We start from the raw sequence: 19,527 nt of genomic DNA on the forward strand, positions 1-19,527 counted from the left end.
AGGGGGCGGACGGAGAGCTGAGGATGGGACCGCGGGTCAGCACGAGCATATTGGCCGATCGCCTTACCGGCATGATCGGCCCGCGCGCGAGCGTTGCGCGCGGCGTGCTCGACCAGCACGGGCAGAGCGAGTCGCATTACCGCAACTTGCCGCCCGACATCGTCGTCTTCCCTGAAAGCACGCAGGAGGTCGCCGAGATCGTGAAACTCTGCGCGAGCGCGGGCATGCCGATCGTCCCGTTCGGCGCCGGCACTTCGCTCGAAGGCAATGCGGCCGCGGTCGCCGGCGGCGTCTGCTTCGACTTCGCGCGCATGAACAAGGTGCTTGCCGTCCACGACAGCGACATGGATGTCGTGGTGCAGCCCGGCATCACGCGAAAGCAGCTCAATGCGGAGCTACGGACGACCGGCCTGTTCTTCCCGATCGATCCCGGCGCGGACGCCTCGATCGGCGGCATGACGTCGACGCGCGCCTCAGGCACCATGGCGGTGCGCTACGGCACCATGAAAGACAACGTCATGGCGCTGGAGGTGGTGCTCGCGGACGGGCGGGTGATTCGGACGGCTAGGCGCGCGCGCAAATCGGCGGCCGGTTATGATTTGACGCGCATGTTCGTCGGCGCGGAGGGCACGCTTGGTGTCATCACGGAGATCACGCTGAAGGTCCATCCCGTGCCGCAGGCGATCTCGGCCGCAGTGTGCAGCTTCGATAGCCTGCACAATGCCGTCGATACCGCGATCTCCGTGATCCAGTCGGCGATCCCCGTTGCGCGCATCGAGTTGCTCGACGACGTCATGATGCACGGCATCAATGCCTATGCAAAGCTCGGCTATCGCGAGGCCCCGACCTTGTTCTTCGAATTCCATGGCTCCGCGGCTTCCGTCGCCGAGCAGGCCGAGGCCGCGCAGGCGATCGCCGCCGACCATGGCGGCCATGGCTTTGCCTGGGCCAAGGCGCCGGAAGACCGCAGCCGGCTCTGGCACGCTCGGGACAACACGCTCTATGCCGGCCTCGGCTTGCGGCCCGGTGCGCGGGCGGTGATCACCGATGTCTGCGTGCCGATCTCGCGGCTGGCGGAATGCTTGACCGAGACGCGGCGGGATGCGGACGCGCACGGCTTCACGGCACCGATTGTCGGCCATGTCGGAGACGGCAATTTCCACATGCTGATCCTGATCGACCCGGCAAAGCCCGACGAAGCCGAAGGCGCCAAGGCGCTTCAGGCGCGCATGGTCGCCCGGGCCATCGCCATGGACGGCACCTGCACTGGCGAGCACGGCATCGGGCTCGGCAAGATCGACTATCTCACCGACGAGCTCGGCGAGGCCGTCGACGTGATGCGGTCGATCAAGTCCGCGCTCGACCCTGATGGACTGATGAACCCCGGCAAGATCTTTGCGAGCGGAGCCATGGTATGAGCGACGCGCTTCCGATCGAGGTCACCTCGCCCACGCCGCTGCTCGAGCTGCGCGGCATCAGCAAGGAATTTCCCGGCGTCAAGGCGCTCGATGACGTTTCCTTCGCCATCTACCCCGGCGAGGTGCATATGCTGCTGGGCGAGAACGGCGCCGGCAAGTCGAGCCTGATGAAGGTGCTGTGCGGCGCCTACCGCGCAGACTCCGGCGAGTTTTACCACAAAGGCGAGAAGGTTGCAGTCAACTCGACTGCCGATGCGCAAAAGCTCGGCATTGCCGTGATCTTCCAGGAATTCTCCCTGGTCCCCTATCTCGACATCGCTCAGAACATCTTCCTCGGCCGCGAGCCGAAGGGCCGCATTCCCGGTACCATCGACCGCCGCCAGATCCTGGTTGACGCCAGGCGCGTGCTCGGCACCATCGGTTTCGACATCGATCCCTCCACCACCGTCGACAAGCTCGGCGTAGCGCAGCAGCAGATGGTCGAGATCGCGAAAGCAATCAGCCAGAACGCCCGCATCCTTGTGATGGACGAGCCGACCGCGGCGCTGTCGGACCGCGAGACCGAGCTGCTGTTCGCGCTGATTGCGCGGCTGAAGGCCGACGGGGTCTCGATCGTCTACATCTCCCACCGCATGGCCGAAGTGTTCGCACTCGGCGATCGCATCACCGTGCTGCGCGACGGCCGCCGCATCGACGGTGTCCGTCCCGCCGACGTCACGCCGGACCAGCTCGTCCGGATGATGGTCGGCCGCAATGTCGACATGACCTATCCGCGCCATTTTGCCGCCAAGCCCGGCGAGGTGCTGCTGGAGGTCAAGGGCCTGACCGCGCCGACCGGCATCTCCGACATCAACATCGAGGTGCGCCGGGGCGAGATCGTCGGCCTTTGCGGCCTGGTCGGCTCGGGCCGCAGCGAGGTTGCGCGCGCCATCTTCGGCGCCGATCCCGTAACGTCGGGCGAGATCGTCTTCGACGGCAAGACCATTTCCGGCGAGCCCGACCTCGCGACCCGTCGCGGCATCGCGCTGATCCCGGAGAGCCGCAAGAGCGAAGGCTTGGCCTTGCTGCGATCAGTGAGCGACAATCTGGTGGTGTCGGCGCTGCGAAAATTGTTTCCCAGCGGCCTGTTCGACCAGCGGCGTGCGCAGCGCACCTCCGACGGCCTGATCCGGCAATTGAGGATCGCGACACCGAGTGCGCGGCAGACCGTTGGCCTGCTCTCGGGCGGCAACCAGCAGAAGGTCGTGATCGGCAAATGGCTAGCGGCCGGCTCGAAGCTATTCATCTTTGACGAGCCGACGCGCGGCATCGATATCGGCGCCAAGTCGGAGATATTTGCCCTGATCGACCGCCTCGTGGCGGAGGGCGCGGCCGCCCTGATGATCTCGTCCGAACAGGTCGAGATCTGCCATGTCTGCGACCGCGCCTATGTGATGCGCGAGGGGCGTATCGCCGGTCATCTGACACGCAACGAACTGACCGAGGAGAACATCGTGCGACTGGGGATGCATCATGCGTGAAGCCGCGATCGTCTCAGAGCCCAATCCGCTGCAACGCATTCCCGGCGTCGCCATGGTGCTGGTGCTGCTGATCGCGCTGTTCAGCGTGATCGCGCCCGGCTTCCTGTCGGTCGCCAACCTCTCCAACGTGCTGGTGCAATCGACCATTCTCACCATGCTCGCGCTGCCGATGACGCTGATCATCATGACCGAGGGGCTGGACCTGTCGATGGGCGCGGTGCTGACGCTGACCTCGCTCTGCGTCGCGATCGTATCGCTCGCCACGAAATCGATGTTGCTGGGCTTAGGTGCCGGCCTGCTGGTCGGCACCGCCTTCGGTATCGCCAACGGCTGGCTGGTCGCCATCCTCGGCATTCCGCCCTTCGTCGCGACGCTCGGCACGCTCGGCATGGCGCAGGGCCTGTCGCTGATCGTCAGTGACGGCCAGAGCGTGGTCGGCATTCCCCACAGCGTGCGCGACATCTACTCGGCGACGCTTTTGGGCATCCCCGTGCCAATCGTGATGGCGCTCGTGACCTACGCGGCGTTTCACGGCCTGCTCTATCATACCCGCTTCGGCACCTACATCTTCGCCCTCGGTGGCAACCGCGAGGCGCTGCGCTATGCGGGTCTCTCGCCGAACCGGCTCTTGATCGCGGTCTATGCGATCGGCGGCGCCATGGCTGGCATCGCCGGCCTCTTGATGACCGCGCGGATGAATTCCGGCCACCCCACCGCCGGCCTCGGGCTTGAATTCGATGCCATCGCGGCCGTTGCCGTCGGGGGCACCTCGTTTGAGCGCGGCAATGGCTGGCTGCTCGGCACCTTGCTCGGCGTTCTTTCCGTCGGCGTGTTGCGCAACGGGCTGAACCTGATCTCGTTGCCGTCCTCGGTGCAGGTGGCAAGCGTCGGCGTGCTCGTCATCGTCGCCCTGTTCCTCGATGGCCTCAGGAGCCGCGCATGACCGACATCACCAAGGACGCCATCGCGCCGCCCCGCTCGTTCCTGTCGCAGGATGCGATCCAGCTGTTCTATCGCCTGCTCGCGGCGCTGCTGATCTGCGCCGTGCTCGCCGTGCTGAGCGATTCCTTCCTGAGCCTCGGCAACATCCTCAACGTGCTGAGGCAGGCGAGCCTGACCTTCTTTATCGCCTCCGGCCTGACTCTGGTGGTGCTGACCGCCGGCCTTGATCTCTCCGTCGGCGCCAATGTCGCACTGTCTGCCTGCATCGCCGGGACCGTGATCCACAAGACCGGCTCGCCGGCGCTTGGCATCCTCACCGGGCTTGCCTGCGGCGGCATCGTTGGCCTCCTCAACGGCATCATGGTCACCGCGCTGCGCATCCCCTCCTTCATCGCCACCTACGGCATGCTCTGGGTGCTGAACGGCCTCACCTATTGGTACATGGCGGGCGAGACCCTTCACGGCTTCCCCGCAGGCTTCCGCCAGATCGGCAGCGGCTACCTGTTCGGCCTGCCGATCCCGGTCTATCTGCTGCTGGTGTTCCTCGGGATCGGAACGCTGTTCGCGCAGCGCACGATCTGGGGCCAGGAGATCTATGCGATCGGCGCCAATCCGGTCGCCGCCCGCCTCTCCGGCATCCCGGTCGCGCGCCGCCTGCTGCTGGTCTACACCGTCTCCGGCACCATGGCGGGACTTGCCTCGATTATCTTCCTGTCGCGGCTGAACTCGGCCGAGGCCGACATTGGCGAGAGCCTGACCTTGCCCGCGATCGCGGCCGTGCTGATCGGCGGCACCTCGCTGTTCGGCGGCGTCGGCACGGTGTTCGGCACGTTCATCGGCGCACTGATCCTGACGCTGGTGCTGAACGGCATGAACCTGCTCTCGGTCAGCGCCAACTGGCAGCCGCTCGTGACCGGCATCATCGTCATTCTCGCGGTCTGGCTCGACATGAAGACCCGCCGCCGCACGCAATGAGCTTTTGAGGTTCAAACAAGCAAAATGAGGGATGGAGGCAATATGAAACAGAAACTGGGCTATCTGGCGCTACCGCTGCTGATGGCGGCCGCGTTCAGCACGCAAGCACGCGCCGACGGCGAGACCATCGCCATCTTCACCAAGAACCAGACCAATCCGTTCTTCCAGACGGTTCGGGTCGGTGCCGACAATATGGCGAAGACGCTGAACGCGAAGACGCTTCAGTACATCCCGACCAAGCCGGATTCGATCCCCGAGCAGCTCAGCCAGATCGAGGACGTCGTGGTGAAGAAGCCGAGCGCGATCGTCTTCACGCCGGTCGATTACAAGGCGATGGTGCCCGGTGTCGAGAAGATCAACGAGGCAAAGATCCCCGTCGTCAACATCACCGATCGTTCCGCGGGCGGCAAGTTCCTCTCCTTCGTCGGCGCCGACGATTACAGCCTCGGGCTCGAGACTGCGCGCTTCCTGCTCAAGACGCTCGGCGGCAAGGGCAATATCGTCATCATCGAAGGCGTCAAGGGCTCACTGACCAATGTCGACCGGGTCCGCGGCTTCAACGACGCGCTGAAGGAAAGCCCGGGGGCCAAGCTGCTGGCCTCGCAGCCGGGCAATTACCAGCGGCTCCAGGCGCTCCAGGTGATGGAGAATCTGATGCAGTCGAATTCACAGATCGACGGCGTGCTCGCCGCCAACGATGCCATGGCGGTCGGCGCGATCGAGGCGCTGGACGGCGCCAACCGCAAGGCTCAGGTGATCGGCATCAACGGCACCAAGGAGGCGATCGATGCGATCAAATCCGGCAAGCTCCTGGCAAGTGGGGATTACAACGGATTTGCCCAAGGCTGCCTCGGCACCATGATGGCGATCCGGTCGTTGCGCAATCAGCCGGTCATCAGCGAGATCGTGCTAAAGCCTACGGTGATCACCAAGGACAATTACCAGCCGTTCGACGTGCCGCTGGAGCAGCGGACCTGCCCGACCTTCGAGGAGGCGGGCAAGCTCAGCGCGAAGTAGACCAACCGCTCACGACAGGCCCGGACGGCCGCGTCCTCGCGGCCGTCCCAAGAAACGGATCTCCCCATGCTGTTCGCCATTCACGCCCTCGACCGCGCCGGCGCGCTGCCGACCCGGCTCGCCAATTACGACGCCCACAAGGCTTTCCTCAGCGACACCTCGCGCTTCGGCGTCAAGATCGTGATGTCGGGACCGCTCGTCTCCGACGACGGCGCGACCATGATCGGCAGCCTGTTCCTGATCGAGGCGGCAGGTCGCACCGAGGTCGAGGCCTTCAACCGCGCCGATCCTTTTGCCGCCGCCGGCATCTGGGAGAAGGTGACGATTACGGGCTTCCTGCGCCGCCAGGGTTGAGGCGTTAAGGCGCGTCTTCGAGGTGACAGGCCACCCACTGCTCGGCGCCCGTCGCGCGCAGCGTCGGCTCCTCGGTCCGGCAGCGGTCGAAGACGAAGGGACAGCGGGTGTGGAAACGGCATCCACGCGGCGGATTGATCGGGCTCGGCACGTCGCCCTTGAGGATGATGGGATTGCGCCGGGCGCCCGGCTCGGGCAACGGCACCGCCGAAAGCAGCGCCTTGGTATAGGGGTGCTTTGGCGCGGCAAATATCTCGCGGCGCGGCGCCACCTCGATGATCTTGCCGAGATACATCACTGCAACGCGGTGGGTCATGTGCTCGACGATCGCGAGATCGTGGCTGATGAACAAGAGCGCAAGGCCGAACTCGTGCTGGAGATCCTGAAGCAGATTGACGATCTGCGCCTTGACCGAGACGTCGAGCGCCGAGACTGCCTCGTCGCAGACGATCAACTCGGGCTCGGCCGCGAGCGCCCGCGCGATACCGATGCGCTGGCGCTGGCCGCCGGAGAACTCGTGGGGCCTGCGATTCAGCGCCTCGCGCGGCAGGCGGACCGTGTCCATCAGCGCGGTGACGCGCAGTTCGAGGTCTTCCGCGGATTTGGCGAGGCCGAAATTGCGGATCGGTTCGGCCAGGATGTCGCGCACGCGCATGCGCGGATTGAGACTCGAGAACGGATCCTGGAATACCACCTGCACGCGGCGGCGCATCTGACGCATCGTGCTCGGCGCGGCATCGTCGATCCTCTGGCCGTCGAGGATCACCTGCCCCGCGGTGATGTCGAACAGCCGCAGGATGGCGCGACCGACCGTCGACTTGCCGCAGCCGGACTCGCCGACCAGCGACAGCGTCTCGCCGCGCGCGATCTCGAACGACACGCCGTCCACCGCATAGACCCGTTCGGACTTGCGGCCGAACAAGCCGGTCTTGACCGGAAAATGCTTCTTGAGGTCGTTGACCTGGAGCAGCGGAGCACTCATGCCGCGACGGCTCCCTTGGCCGCATAGTGGCAGGCGGCGATATGACGGGGATCCTTCTCTTCGAGCCCCGGCGCATATTGCCGGCAGAGGTCGGTCGCAAGCGCACAGCGTCCGGCAAAGACGCAGCCGGTGATCCGCTTGCGCAGATCAGGCACCTGGCCGGGAATCTCGGCCAGTCGTCTCGCAGTGCCGGTCAGCGAGGAGCCGAGGCGCGGCACCGCGCCGAGCAGGCCTTGCGTATAGGGATGGCGCGGCGAACGGAACAGTTCGGCTACCGGTGCCTCCTCGACCTTGCAGCCGGCATACATAACCATGACGCGTTCGGCGATTTCGGCGACGACGCCGAGATCGTGCGTGATCAGGATGATGGCTGCGCCGACCCGGCGCTTCAGATCCAGCATCAGTTTCAGGATCTGTGCCTGGATGGTCACGTCTAGGGCGGTCGTGGGCTCATCCGCGATGAGAAGCTTCGGATTGCAGGCGAGCGCGATGGCGATCATGACGCGCTGGCGCATGCCGCCGGAGAGCTGGTGCGGATATTCGCGCACGCGGCGCTTCGGCTCGGGAATGCCGACCAGCGTCAGCATCTCGATGGCGTGCGTCTCGGCGGCCTGCTTGTCCAGGCCCTGATGGATCATCAAGGTCTCCCGGATCTGGCGGCCGACCGTGAGGACCGGGTTCAGGCTTGTCATCGGCTCCTGGAAGATCATCGAGATGTCGTTGCCGCGGATGGCGCGCATCTCGCGATCGGACAGTTGCAGCAGGTCCCTCCCCGCAAAGCGGATGGCGCCTGCGATCCGGCCCGGCGGTTCCGGGATCAGCCGCATCACCGACATCGACGTCACCGACTTGCCGCAGCCGGACTCGCCGACGATGGCAAGCGTCTCGCCCTCGTTGACGTGGAAGGACACGCCGTCCACCGCGCGGTTGATGCCGCTGGGGGTACGGAAATGGGTCTGGAGGTTCTCGACTTCGAGCAGTGGCATCGCGATCAGCCCCTCTTCAAAGGCTCTTGGCCATGCGCGGATCGAGCGCGTCGCGAAGACCGTCGCCAAGCAGGTTCACGGCGAGCACGGTCACGGACAGGAATGCAGCCGGAAAGAACACGATGTAGGGCTTGACCTGCCACAGCGCGCGGCCCTCGGCCATGATGTTGCCCCAGGACGGAATAGTCGGCGGCGTCCCTGCGCCGATGAAGGACAGGATCGCCTCCGTGATCATGGCGCTGGCGCAGATATAGGTCGCCTGCACCAGCATCGGCGCCACCGTGTTGGGCAGGATATGGCGCAAGATGATCATCGGCGTGCGCGTGCCGCAGGCGACGGCTGCGTCCACATAAGGCTGCTCGCGCAACGACAGCACCACGCTGCGGACGAGGCGCGAAACACGCGGGATTTCGGCGATGGTGATAGCCAGGATGACGTTGCCGACGCTGCCGCGGGTCAGCGCCATCAGCGCGATCGCGAGCAGGATCGGCGGGATCGACATCAGGCCGTCCATGAAGCGCATTAGGATGCCGTCGGCCCAGCGGATGAAGCCGGAAACCATGCCGATGGCAAGGCCGGCCGCGGATGCGAAGATCGCAACTGAAAGCCCGACCGTGAGCGAGACCCGCGCGCCAAACAGCACGCGCGAATAGATGTCGCGGCCGAGCACGTCGGTGCCGAACCAGAAATCGGCCGACGGCGCCCGCGTGCGCTTGGCCGGCGCGAGCGCGGTCGGGTCGACTGTTCCGAGATATGGCGCAAAGATCGCGATCAGGACCAGGGTCAGCAGCAGCGCGCCGCCGATCGCGACTGTCGGATGGCCGCGCAAGAACCCGATGAAACCGAGCCGGATCCTGACCGGTCGCAGGATCTCGGGTAGTTGTGGCGCGACGACGAAGCCAGCGGGAAGCGATTGCGGATTGACGGTGGTATCGGTCAATAGCGGATCCTCGGGTCAACGAGCGTGTAGATGACGTCGATCATCAGATTGACGAGGACGTAGACGAAGCTGAACAGCAGCACGATACCCTGGATGACGGGATAGTCGCGGCGCAAGATCGCGTCGATCGTGAGGCGGCCGAGACCGGGGATCGCGAACACACTCTCCGTGACCACCGCGCCGCCGATCAGGAGTGCGATGCCGATTCCGATCACGGTCACGATCGGAACCGCCGCGTTCTTCAGCGCGTGAACGAACAGGATGCCCCCCTGCCCGAGGCCCTTGGCGCGGGCGGTGCGAATATAATCCTGCTGCAAGACTTCGAGCATGGTGGCGCGGGTGATGCGCGCGATCAGCGCAATGTAGACGCAGCCGAGCGCGATCGCCGGCAGGATCAGGTTCTCGAGCCACGGCCAGAAGCCTTGCGCGAGCGGCGTATACCCCTGCACCGGCAGCCATTCCAACTCGAGCGCGAAGACGTAGGCGAGCATGTAGCCGACCACGAAGACGGGCAGCGAGAAGCCGAACACGGCAAAGCCCATGATCACGCGGTCGATCAGGCTGCCAGCCTTCCACGCCGCCACCACGCCGAGCGGCACCGCGACCACGATTGTGAGCAGCAGGGTGACCATCATCAGTGACAGCGTCGGTCCGAGGCGCTGGCCGATCAGCGCCGACACGGGCAGATTGGTGAAGATCGAGGTGCCGAGATCGCCGTGCAGGATACGCCAGACCCAGCTTCCGAACTGGACCAGGAAGGGCCGATCGAGGCCGAGGCTCTGGCGGATGCGCTCGACATCCTCCGGGCTCGCCTGATCGCCCGCGATCACCACGGCGGGATCACCGGGCGCGATGTAGAGCAGGCTGAACACGAACAGCGCGACGATCGCCATCACCGGAAGTGTTGCGACGATGCGACGGAGGATGTACGAGAGCATCTGGCCTCAACGCAGGATCATGCGGACTTCGACACGCCCCAGAAGAACGGCAGCGGCCCCTTGGTGATGCCGGAGACGTTCTTGCGCCACGCCGTGTAGCTCAGGAAGAATCCTGTCGGCGCATAGACGACGTCCTCGAGCGCCGCCTTGTTGAGGCGGGCGACCGCAGCCTTCTCCTCATCGATGTTCTTGGCGTCGAACCAGGCCGTGACCTCCTTTTCGGTGCCGGGGCTGCTCGGCCAGCCGAACCAGGCCTTGTCGCCATTGGCGCGAATGGCGGTGTAGGGGGCCGGATTGATGCAATCCGCACCCGCATGCCAGGTGTGGAACATGTTCCAGCCGCCCTGGCCGGGCGGCGTCTTCTGCGCACGGCGCGAGCCGACCGTGCCCCAATCGGTGGCAACGAAGTCGACATTCATGCCGAGCTTCTTCAGGAGGTCCGCCGTGACGTCTCCTTGCGCCTTCGTGATCGGCTGATCCTGCGCGACCAGGCAGGTCACCGGCTGGCCGGAATAGCCGCTCTCGGCGAGCAGCTTCTTGGCCGCATCGAAATCACGCTTGCCTTTCAGGATCTCGCCACCTGCTTCGCTGTAGAGCGGCGTATTCGGCGTGAAGAAGCCGGGGAGCGGCTTCCAGAGCGCAGTGTCGTCGCCGACGATCGCGCGCATATAATCTTCCTGGCTCAGCGCCATCAGCACGGCACGGCGCGCCCGCACATCGTTGAAGGGCGCAAAGAGGTGATTCATGCGGAACGAGCCGATATTGCCAAGGGGATCGCCGATGTCGACGCTGATATTCTTGTTTTTCTTCAGGACCGGAACGAGGTCGGCGATCGGGCTCTCCCACCAGTCGACCTCGCCGTTCTGCAACGCGGCGGCCGCGGTGGCCGGATCCGGCATCACCACCCACTCCACGCGATCGACCAGGATCTGCTTGCCGCCGGCAAGCCAGGATGCCTTCTCCTGCCGCGGCACGTAGTCGGCGAACTTCTCGAACACCGCTTTCGCGCCGGGCACCCACTCGCCCTTGGCGAACTTCATCGGACCGGAGCCGACGTAATCCGTGATCTGCTTGAACGGATCGGTCTGCGCGATGCGCTCCGGCATGATGAAGGAGCAAGGCGAATTGTTCTTTGCCAGCGCGTAAAGCATCTTCGGATAGGGCTGCTTCAGCACCCATTTGAAGGTGCGGTCGTCAACGGCGGTGAGTTCCTGCTGGAGCGCCTTGATCATGAGGCCCATCGGATCGCGGGCCGCCCAGCGGGAAAGGCTCGCGACGACGTCCTTGCTCAGCACCGGCTCGCCGTCGTGGAACTTGAGGCCAGGCCTTAAGCGAAACGTCCAGGTCGTACCGTCGTCCGTCACTTCCTCGGACTCGACCATTTGCCGCTGCGGCTGAAGCGAGGAATCGATGCCGTAGAGCGTGTCCCAGACCATCGCTGCAGCGTTGCGCACGACATATTGAGTGCCCCAGATCGGATCGAAATTGGCGAGGTTTGCCTGCGGCACGAAGCGCAGGGTGCGCGCCGCACCTTGCGACAGGGCGGGGGCCGAAAGGCCGCCCGTCAATGCCAGACCGCCCGCACCAGCCAGTCCCTTCAATACGGTCCTGCGATCCATGAAGTCCTCCCAGTATTGCCGTGATGCCGGCCATCATTGGCCACGGGCAGGTGAAACCAGAGCCCATTGGCGTGCAAATGGTATGCCACTAACCCCACCTTCGCCAGCGGGATTTGGATCGGACTTCGCGCGTCCTGGCAGGCGCCGCCGCGATCAGCACGGCGTATCGTGCGCCGCCCGCGTATCGCTGATCTGCTGATCCCTGCCGTATCGAGCCGCCCTTGCGCCTTAATTCAGGCTGCCAGCGAGGACCGCAAGCGCCGCCAGCCGATGACAATGCCGGTGATGGAGAACACCAGCCCGAGGGCACAGAGCCCGACGGTCACGACGTCGCGCAGCCGCGGATGCGAGAGCAGGACCGGGAAGTCGAGCGTGTGCAGTGCGCCGTAAAGCCAGCGGTAGGCGCGCCGCGACGGATCCAATCTTTGCAGCACGGCGCCGTCGGCGCCATCGACGTCGAACCAGTTCTCGCCGCACAACGAGCGGTAGACCGGTGCACCCGGCATCATGGATCGGGCGGGGTAGCCGTCGTTGTCAGGAAGGACGGATGGTGGAGCGCAGCCGTCTGCAAAGCGCCCGGTCAGCCCCTGAATCTCGTGCACGTCAAGGAATCCCCGCGGTCCATCGCGCGGCGCATCCCCTGTCCTGATCAACGTCTGACGGCCGAGCGCCACCCGATCGCGCCGATAGACATTGCCGTTGAAGGCGAACCATTCGACCTCGCGAGCCAAGGCAGATATTGGCCACCGATCGAGCGATGAAGCATCCCGCCAATCCGGCGCTGCGTTCACCAGGCCGGCCTCAGTGGTGGTCAACTGCCCGCGCGAGAACAGTCGGCCGTGATCCATCGAGAGCCAGCCGCTGAAGATCCAGGTCAGCACGAAGACTGCCGCTGCCAAGCCGATCAAGTGATGCAAGGCGTGCCAGCCACGGTAAGGCGACGAGATCTGCCTCTTGCCAATCCTGATCCGCACAATCCCGAGCACCGTACCAAGTACAGCCGCGATCAGAGCCAGCAGCGATAGCGACCACACCAGCCGATCCCATAGCGCCCAGTCGCTTCTCAGAACGGTCGGATAGATCCAGTGCAGCACACTGCCGACAAGATTCCAGCCTCGCTCGCGCCGCGTCGTATCCAGGACGATCTCACCGGTGAGCGACGAGACGTAGACTTCCGTCCCGGCGGCATCGCCGAGGGCCACGCGCAACAAGGGTCGATGGCGATCGAATCCGTTCGGTACGCTCCACTGATCGACATCCGCACGGCCGACAATCCTCGCATGCGAGGCATCGATCTCGCGCGGGCGCGCATGAGCCTGCGCAATAGCCAGTGCGAGATCGGCGGATTTCACCGACGCGTCGTTCCCGTCGGCCGCGCGGATTGCGCGCTGACGCGATGGACCCGAGACGATGTAAACCGCGCCGTCGCTTCGCTGGATCAGCCGAACGCGCGTGGCATCCGCGATCCCGCTCGCGGCAGCGGCGCCGGCAACCGGTATTCTCGTCTCTTCGCGATCCAGCGGCACGAGTCCGGCAAATCGCTCCGCCTCCGTCAACGACGGGAACGGAACGAAGTGCATCACGATCCCGGTCGCGAACCACATCGCGAACAGCAGGCAGAAGGCGATCCCGAGCCAGCGGTGCAGCAGGACGATCGCACTCATCATCCGTCTAACACCTCACCATTTGAACGCCGCGGAGATTTCGTAGGTCCGCGGCGCGCCGAGCAGGATTTGGTCGGGGTAGAACGGATCGCCCCAGATCGCATACCGCTTGTCGGTTATATTGCGCACACGGAAGGTCAGGCGAGCCTGGTCGACCGCATTGAACACCGTCTTGGGAATGTCGACGAAGGCATAGACGTCGGCCACAGTGTAGGCCTTCATCGTCACCACGTTGGCATCGGTGTTGTAACGGTCGCCGACGTGACGGCCGGTGATGCCGAGCTCCACCGGCCAGGGCGTGAAGAAGCGATACGAAGCGCCGGCGTTGGCCACGATGCGCGGCACGTTCGGCGGCGTGTTGCCGGAGAATGAGCCGCCGGCAAAATTGTAGTCGGCATAGCGCGCATCGACAAAGGCGATGTTGCCCCAGAGACGCAGGGGCTCGATCGGGCGCACGGACGCCGCGAGTTCCACGCCCTTCGACTCCTGCCGTCCGGCGATATTCAACTGCATGCCGCCGGCCGCGGCGTAGACGTTCTTGCGCACAATGTCGTAGGCGGAAAAAGACCACTCCGCCCTGTTGTCCCAGAACAGATGCTTGACGCCGGTCTCATAAGTGCGCGCGGTCGTCAGTTCGAGCGGCTGGGTCGGCCCGAGCAGAAAGATGTTGTTGGCGGAGATATCAGCGCCGGTGGCGTACTGGCTGAAGAAGGTCAGGCCGGGCACGGCCTCCCAGGTGTAGCCGATGCGACCGGTGACCGGCGCCCAGTCTTTCGTGAACGGAAAGCCAGCCTTCTCCAGGCCGTTCTTATCGGTCGAGTTGCGGTCGAGCCCGATATGCTCGACGCGCAGGCCGCCGACCAGTGCGAAGGTACGTGTCAGCTTCAGCCGGTCCTCGAACGACAGCGCCTCATTGTCGATGCGCGCGGTTTGCTGCTGGATCGTGAGCGGGCCGTAAAAGCCGCGGTCGGGATTGACCAGCGAAACGGAATCGCCTGGGAAGTTTGCCGCACCCGGCCTGACGAAGTCGAGATAGCTTGACGACAACGTCGTGACCAGCCGGTTGTCGAAGCCTGCAATGTTCGTGTCCCAGATCAGGTCGGTGATGTTGCCCACCAGCCGCTGGCTGTGCGCGACATAGAAGCGTTCACGATCGACCATGTTCGTCGTGGAATTGAACGCCTCGATCTCGTTGTTGAACCAGGTCCGTTCTGCACCGTAGCCATATGCCTGGCTCTTCAGCGTCAGGTCCGGCGCGAGCTTCAGCTCGAAGCCACCGCGCAGCCACACCTCCTGGGCGGCGTTGCGATTGTCGAGGACGTTGTAATTGGTGTTGAAGGTGCGGTCGTCAATGGTGACGGCGCCGAGATTGCTTCCGTTGTAGTTGGAGACGTAATTGCCGGAGACGATCCCCGTCGTCGCGTGCGAGCCGCTGAAGGCGATCGGCACCAGCGGCGCGCCCCAATAGGCTTTGGAGCGGTCCTCCCTGTATTCGATTGCGCCCCAGATCTTGAGACTGTCCGAGATGCGGTAATTGAGCTGGCCGGACGTGCCGAACGTCTTGACGTTGGTGTCGTCGGCAAAGCCGTTGAGGGTGGAACGGCTGATGTCGACGCGATAGTCCAGGCCCTGCACGTTGGTGCTGCCACCCGAGCCATAGTGGACGCGGAACGAGTTCAGGGAATCCCAAGAGAAATCAGCCTCGTTCCGGACCGGTCCTGTATGCGGCTGCTTGGTGACGAAGTTGATGGCGCCGCCGGCAGCGCCCTCGCCTGAAATCAGCGAGGCCGGACCTTTCAGGAATTCAACGGCCTCCAGATTGGCGGTGTCTACGATCCGCGAGGTCATGTTCTGCGGACCGATCTTGATGCCGTTGTAGAGCGTGTTGATCTGGCTGTTGGTGAAGCCGCGCATGGAGAAGGCTGAAGGTTCAGCCGGATTGTCGCCGGAGGTGACGCCGACCGCGCCCTGCGCCACTTCGGAGACAGTGCGATAGCTCTGCTCGCGCATCGTCTCGGCCGAGATGACTTCGGCGGTCGCCGGCGTTTCACGCACGGTGAGGCCGAGCCGCGAGGCGCTTTCAGCCACAGCATTGCTGTTGAGCGGCGTTGGTGCCGCGGCGGCCGGCACGACAGGCTTGGGCGCTGCGGATGCAGTCGCTGGCCTGCGCGCCGTTGCACGGCGTGTGCCCTGCGCCTCCCGGCCCGCCGGCTTGGCCTGCTTGCGGGATTGGGCGGGCGACACCTCGACCGGCGGCAGCGACTCGCGGACCTGCTGCGCCCGGGCGGCAGATACATCGACGGCGGCCAGTGACGTAAGCGCCGCGGAGGCAAGCAGGAAGCGGTGCGGTCGTACAAAAAGGAGACAAGACACGGTTTTCGAAACCTCGGTATGACGTCAGTGGCACGTCACAGCGAACGAGGTCTCACCTTTGGCCTGTCAGCCCTTCGATGAAGCCGAATGTCTGTACTCCCCGACCGACATCTTCGCGTGTGACCACGGCTGACGGCAGGTCTCCTGGCTCGCGGGTCGTGACCGCTTCGTCGCCTTCCCGGGACCGAGGACCCAGTGGCTTCTGACGAAGGATTCACCGCTTACAGTTGCGGGGGCAGCCGCGGCATTGGGGACGAATTCCCCGCACCGCATTCCCTTTTCATCCCCTCTCGGGGAAACCGTCGCCAGCATCTAGGATTACGATCAAGACGGAGTCAATGTGCAAGCTGCGGCGTTATTGCCACAGCAACCAACTTCCTTGGAGACGAGCATGGAAGGCGAGACCTTCCTCTGGCTGATACGGCATGCGCCGGTCGATGGCGTCACAGGGACGATCCATGCCGCCGATGCCCCGGCCGATCTTCGCGATCGCGCGCAGCTAGAGGCACTGCGGCAGTCTCTGCCGAGAGGCGCGGCGAGCCATGCGAGCCCAGCGCGGCGCACGATCGAGACCGCGCATGCGCTGGGACTCGCGCCCGAGCTGATCCCCGAATTCGGGGAACAGGATTTCGGCGCATGGACCGGCCGTCGGCATGACGAGATCGGCGCGGCCGGGGACGAGGCCTATGCGCAATTCTGGAGCGATCCGGCGCGCGGACGTCCGCCGGGCGGCGAGAGCTTTGCGGATCAGGTCGCGCGCGTCCGGCTTGGGCTCTCGCGGATCGGCGCGGGCTCCGCAACGCTCGTCGTGCATTCCGGCACGATCCGCGCCGCGCTGTGCATCGCGCTGGATCTGACGCCGCACGCCGCCTTGCGCTTCGTGATCGATCCGCTGTCGCTCACCCGGATCGACCGGCTCGCCACTGGGTGGCGCGTCGTCTCCGTCAATCAGCGGATGGCCTGAGCCCGATCAGGCCGGGCGATCCGGCACATTGGCTTGCGCAAAAGTCGCCATCCCGTTGTGGAGCGCGCAAGCCGACCGCACCAGCGGCAACGCGATCGCAGCGCCGGAGCCCTCACCGAGCCGGAGATCGAGGCTGATCAGCGGCTGCACGTTCAGCGCACGCAGCACCAGCCGATGCCCCTGCTCCGCCGATTGATGCGACGGCAGCAGGAACGGCCGGCACGATGGGTTGATCTGCACCGCCACCAGCGCCGCGACCGACACGATGAATCCGTCGATCAATACGGGAAGGCGGCGTTGCGCCGCCGCGATGATAGCGCCGCAGATCGCCGCGATCTCGAGACCGCCGACGGCACACAAGATGTGTTCGGGCGAAGCCCCCGCAATACCGTGGCGCGCAATCGCGGCATCGATCACCCGCGCCTTGTGCGCGCGGCCGGCCGCGTCGATTCCGGTGCCGCTGCCCGCGATTTCCTCGGCGCTGATGCCGAGCAGACTCGCCGCAATGGCCGCCGAGACCGTGGTGTTGCCAATGCCCATCTCGCCGAAGATCACCAGATCAGGCCGGCCGACTTCCGCGCGCGCAACCGCGCGCTGGCCGGCCGCGAAGGCGAATGCCAGTTCCGCCGGCTCAAGTGCAGCTTCCTCGCTGAAATCGCGCGTGCCGCTCCGCGGCTTGTCGGTGACGACGCCCGCCATCTGTTCCTGCGCCAGCGTGCCGGCGTCGACCACCTCCAGGCTGGAGCCAAGCTCACGCGCCAGCACTGAGATCGCGGCGCCACCGGACGCAAAATTCGCCATCATTGCGATGGTCACAGCTTGAGGATAGGCCGACACACCCTGCGCAACGATGCCGTGATCGCCGGCGAAGACGATGATCGGCACGCGCGCGGCGCGAGGAGATTCCGTCGCTTGCAGGCCCGCAAGCTCGATCGCCAGTTGCTCAAGCCGGCCGAGCGCGCCGGTCGGTTTTGTCAACTGCGTCTGCCGCGCGATCGCTGCCTCGCGGTGCATCGCGGAGATTTCGGGACACTCTTGGTAGACCCATTCGGGGAGCATGCAGCCTCGCTTAACGCGTGCGCTTGAGAATGTAGCTGTCCATGATCCAGCCATGCCGCTCGCGCGCTTCCTGCCGAAGTGCGACGATGCGCGGGCCGACTTCGGCCAACGCGCCGGACATGACGATCTGGTTGGGCATGCCGAGATAGGCACCCCACCAGATCTGCAGACTTTCCGGAGCGAGCGACTCGAACGCCGTGCCGCCGTCGAGCATCACCGCGATGGTATCGACTCCTTGTGGCCAGCCGCCTTCGCGCAAGCGCCGCCCCGTCGTGACCAGGAATGGCTCACCGATGTCGTTGAGCGGCAGCGCATGCGCGGCGCACAGCGCCTGGATCGAAGTAATGCCGGGCACGACCTCGATCGTCGGTAACGGATCGAGCCGCCGCGCAATGCGGAGCGAGGAATCGTACAGCGAAGGATCGCCCCAGATCAGCAGCGCGACCTTGCCCTCGCCGTCGAGATGATTTGCGATGGTTTGCGACCAGGTTGCCGCCACCGCATCGTGCCAATCGTCCACGCCCTTTTGGTAGTCCGCCTCAGTCGTGTCCCGCACTGGCAAGTCGAACTCGGCGATGCGCGTGCTCGCGCTGGTGAGCACGTCCGCGCAGATCGTCCGCCTGAGATCCGCCAGATCGGATTTCGCCGGCCCCTTGCGCGGGATCAGGACGATGTCGGCAGCGTTGATGGCACGGGCCGCGGCGCGCGTGAGCTGCCCGGGATCGCCGCAACCGATGCCTATCAGGGAAAGCGTGAGCATCGCGAGCGCGAAGGGCGGCCGCACCGGCCGCCCTTCGCTTGTCTCTCAAGCGCCGTTATGCAGGCGCGGCGTGACGAGGCCGGGCGCAGTGACACCGCGCAGCGACTTCGCCAGCGCCAGCACCGCGAGATCGGCGAGCGGTTCGATCACGATGACCAGCGCATAGGATGCCGCAAACGCCGCGATGTTGGCGAGGTTGGTCGCGCCGAAGCCGGAGCCATAGAGCGCCCAGAACGCCACCCAGGCGACGATGCCGGACTGATAGGCGGTCGAGAGCGCCAGCGCCTGACGGTATTGCAGATCGACGTAAGCCGTGTTGCGCGGAATGATCCGCGTGGCCAACGCCTGAATCGCGAACAGCGGCACCAGGAGCGTGGTGATGTTCATGCCGTATTGCGGCAGGTCGGTCGGCACGAAGAAGACGCCCTGGAGCAGCAGGCCGAACGCAAGGCCGAAGGCGGCGGGCGCAGCACCGAACAGCAGGAACAGCGTCGAGCCGAGGATGAAGTGCACCTCGGAGACGCCGACGGGGAAGTGCGGCAGCACCTGGAAGAAGCTGAAGACGAGGCCGGTGGTGGCGAGCGTGCGCGTCGCGAACGAGCCGATGCCCTGCTCGCGCACGGTGTCGACCGCGAGCTTCAAGGCAACGCCGCCTGCGGCGATGCCGGTTGCGTAACTCAACACGAGCTTGGCGCCCGTCACGATTCCGGGTTCGATATGCATGGCTCAGATCCTTCCTGCCGTCACACCCGACGGCCTTGGCCTCAAAACGTGCAGGGCCGGTCTCCTGGCTCGCGGTTCACTGGGGTTCTCCGGCCTTCCCGAGCCTTGCGGCCCAGTGGCTGATCGGAGCCCCTCACCGCTTACAGTCGCGGGGGCGGCTGGGGATTTGGGCGCCGCAACTGGGTCCGCCCGCCCCCATTCCCGATTATGCTCCGGCGCTTTGCGCCGCGTCGAGCACCATGCCTCTCCTGTGTGCCCCTTTCGCGAGCCGGGCGTCAAGGGGCGAACGGCGG

Annotated in this window: 17 protein-coding genes and 2 riboswitches; of the genes, 7 read left to right on the top strand and 10 right to left on the bottom strand. The window is 65.2% G+C overall.

All coding sequences use genetic code 11. The annotated features are described in order from the left end of the window. Nucleotides 1–23: 23 nt before the first annotated feature. The 6 genes from IVA91_RS02780 (at nucleotide 24) to IVA91_RS02805 (ending at nucleotide 6,226) form a co-directional block, all read left to right on the top strand. The gene (locus IVA91_RS02780) at nucleotides 24–1,418 is read left to right on the top strand and encodes an FAD-linked oxidase C-terminal domain-containing protein (protein ID WP_247278164.1); all 1,395 of its coding nucleotides are present in this window, start codon (nucleotides 24–26) and stop codon (nucleotides 1,416–1,418) included. Next, nucleotides 1,415–2,938, top strand: coding sequence for a sugar ABC transporter ATP-binding protein (locus IVA91_RS02785; RefSeq protein WP_247278165.1), 1,524 nt, complete (start codon nucleotides 1,415–1,417; stop codon nucleotides 2,936–2,938). The genes IVA91_RS02780 and IVA91_RS02785 overlap by 4 nt, the downstream gene beginning before the upstream one ends. Continuing rightward, nucleotides 2,931–3,881 carry an ABC transporter permease gene (locus IVA91_RS02790; RefSeq protein ID WP_247278166.1) on the top strand — a complete coding sequence of 317 codons (951 nt, stop codon included), beginning with the start codon at nucleotides 2,931–2,933 and terminating at the stop codon, nucleotides 3,879–3,881. The genes IVA91_RS02785 and IVA91_RS02790 overlap by 8 nt, the downstream gene beginning before the upstream one ends. Continuing rightward, nucleotides 3,878–4,855 (top strand): ABC transporter permease, encoded by a 978-nt coding sequence (locus tag IVA91_RS02795; protein ID WP_247278167.1) that lies wholly within the window; start codon nucleotides 3,878–3,880, stop codon nucleotides 4,853–4,855. Before IVA91_RS02790 ends, IVA91_RS02795 begins: the two co-directional genes overlap by 4 nt. 42 nt (nucleotides 4,856–4,897) lie before the next feature. After that, nucleotides 4,898–5,872, top strand: a complete 975-nt coding sequence (locus IVA91_RS02800; protein ID WP_247278168.1) for a sugar ABC transporter substrate-binding protein — start codon at nucleotides 4,898–4,900, stop codon at nucleotides 5,870–5,872. Between the two features lie 66 nt (nucleotides 5,873–5,938). Further along, complete coding sequence (locus tag IVA91_RS02805; protein ID WP_247278169.1) at nucleotides 5,939–6,226, top strand: YciI family protein; 288 nt, start codon at nucleotides 5,939–5,941, stop codon at nucleotides 6,224–6,226. Between the two features lie 4 nt (nucleotides 6,227–6,230). Here IVA91_RS02805 and IVA91_RS02810 read toward each other — a convergent pair whose 3' ends face one another. The 7 genes from IVA91_RS02810 to IVA91_RS02840 form a co-directional block, all read right to left on the bottom strand. Beyond that, nucleotides 6,231–7,208, bottom strand: coding sequence for an oligopeptide/dipeptide ABC transporter ATP-binding protein (locus IVA91_RS02810; protein WP_247278170.1), 978 nt, complete (start codon nucleotides 7,206–7,208; stop codon nucleotides 6,231–6,233). Further along, the gene (locus IVA91_RS02815; RefSeq protein WP_247278171.1) at nucleotides 7,205–8,194 is read right to left on the bottom strand and encodes an ABC transporter ATP-binding protein; all 990 of its coding nucleotides are present in this window, start codon (nucleotides 8,192–8,194) and stop codon (nucleotides 7,205–7,207) included. Before IVA91_RS02815 ends, IVA91_RS02810 begins: the two co-directional genes overlap by 4 nt. Nucleotides 8,195–8,210: 16 nt before the next feature. Then, the gene (locus tag IVA91_RS02820; protein ID WP_247415351.1) at nucleotides 8,211–9,134 is read right to left on the bottom strand and encodes an ABC transporter permease; all 924 of its coding nucleotides are present in this window, start codon (nucleotides 9,132–9,134) and stop codon (nucleotides 8,211–8,213) included. Then, complete coding sequence (locus IVA91_RS02825) at nucleotides 9,131–10,072, bottom strand: ABC transporter permease (protein WP_247278173.1); 942 nt, start codon at nucleotides 10,070–10,072, stop codon at nucleotides 9,131–9,133. Before IVA91_RS02825 ends, IVA91_RS02820 begins: the two co-directional genes overlap by 4 nt. Before the next feature lie 17 nt (nucleotides 10,073–10,089). Next, nucleotides 10,090–11,691, bottom strand: coding sequence for an ABC transporter substrate-binding protein (locus IVA91_RS02830; protein ID WP_247278174.1), 1,602 nt, complete (start codon nucleotides 11,689–11,691; stop codon nucleotides 10,090–10,092). Between the two features lie 233 nt (nucleotides 11,692–11,924). Next, a complete protein-coding gene (locus tag IVA91_RS02835) occupies nucleotides 11,925–13,358 on the bottom strand; it encodes a PepSY domain-containing protein (protein ID WP_247458330.1) in 1,434 nt (477 codons plus the stop codon). Between the two features lie 12 nt (nucleotides 13,359–13,370). After that, nucleotides 13,371–15,728 (bottom strand): TonB-dependent receptor, encoded by a 2,358-nt coding sequence (locus IVA91_RS02840; protein ID WP_247278176.1) that lies wholly within the window; start codon nucleotides 15,726–15,728, stop codon nucleotides 13,371–13,373. A 116-nt stretch (nucleotides 15,729–15,844) separates the two neighbouring features. Next, nucleotides 15,845–16,047: riboswitch (cobalamin riboswitch) on the bottom strand. 72 nt (nucleotides 16,048–16,119) lie between these two features. Here IVA91_RS02840 and IVA91_RS02845 point away from each other — a divergent pair. Further along, nucleotides 16,120–16,692 carry a histidine phosphatase family protein gene (locus IVA91_RS02845; protein ID WP_247278177.1) on the top strand — a complete coding sequence of 191 codons (573 nt, stop codon included), beginning with the start codon at nucleotides 16,120–16,122 and terminating at the stop codon, nucleotides 16,690–16,692. Nucleotides 16,693–16,698: 6 nt separating this feature from the next. Here the strand turns inward: IVA91_RS02845 and cobT are convergent, their stop codons facing one another. From cobT to IVA91_RS02860, 3 genes are read right to left on the bottom strand one after another with little or no spacing between them, the layout of a single operon-like run. Next, the gene (gene cobT / locus IVA91_RS02850; protein WP_247278178.1) at nucleotides 16,699–17,751 is read right to left on the bottom strand and encodes a nicotinate-nucleotide--dimethylbenzimidazole phosphoribosyltransferase; all 1,053 of its coding nucleotides are present in this window, start codon (nucleotides 17,749–17,751) and stop codon (nucleotides 16,699–16,701) included. Nucleotides 17,752–17,761: 10 nt separating this feature from the next. Continuing rightward, complete coding sequence (cobF, locus tag IVA91_RS02855; protein ID WP_247278179.1) at nucleotides 17,762–18,511, bottom strand: precorrin-6A synthase (deacetylating); 750 nt, start codon at nucleotides 18,509–18,511, stop codon at nucleotides 17,762–17,764. A gap of 45 nt (nucleotides 18,512–18,556) precedes the next feature. Beyond that, on the bottom strand, nucleotides 18,557–19,234 hold the full coding sequence (locus tag IVA91_RS02860) for an energy-coupling factor ABC transporter permease (protein ID WP_247278180.1): 678 nt from the start codon (nucleotides 19,232–19,234) through the stop codon (nucleotides 18,557–18,559). Between the two features lie 36 nt (nucleotides 19,235–19,270). Then, a riboswitch (cobalamin riboswitch) is annotated at nucleotides 19,271–19,491 on the bottom strand. Between the last annotated feature and the right edge of the window lie 36 nt (nucleotides 19,492–19,527).

Origin of the sequence: Bradyrhizobium sp. 153 (assembly GCF_023073835.1) — a bacterium.
Taxonomy (GTDB): Bacteria; Pseudomonadota; Alphaproteobacteria; order Rhizobiales; family Xanthobacteraceae; genus Bradyrhizobium.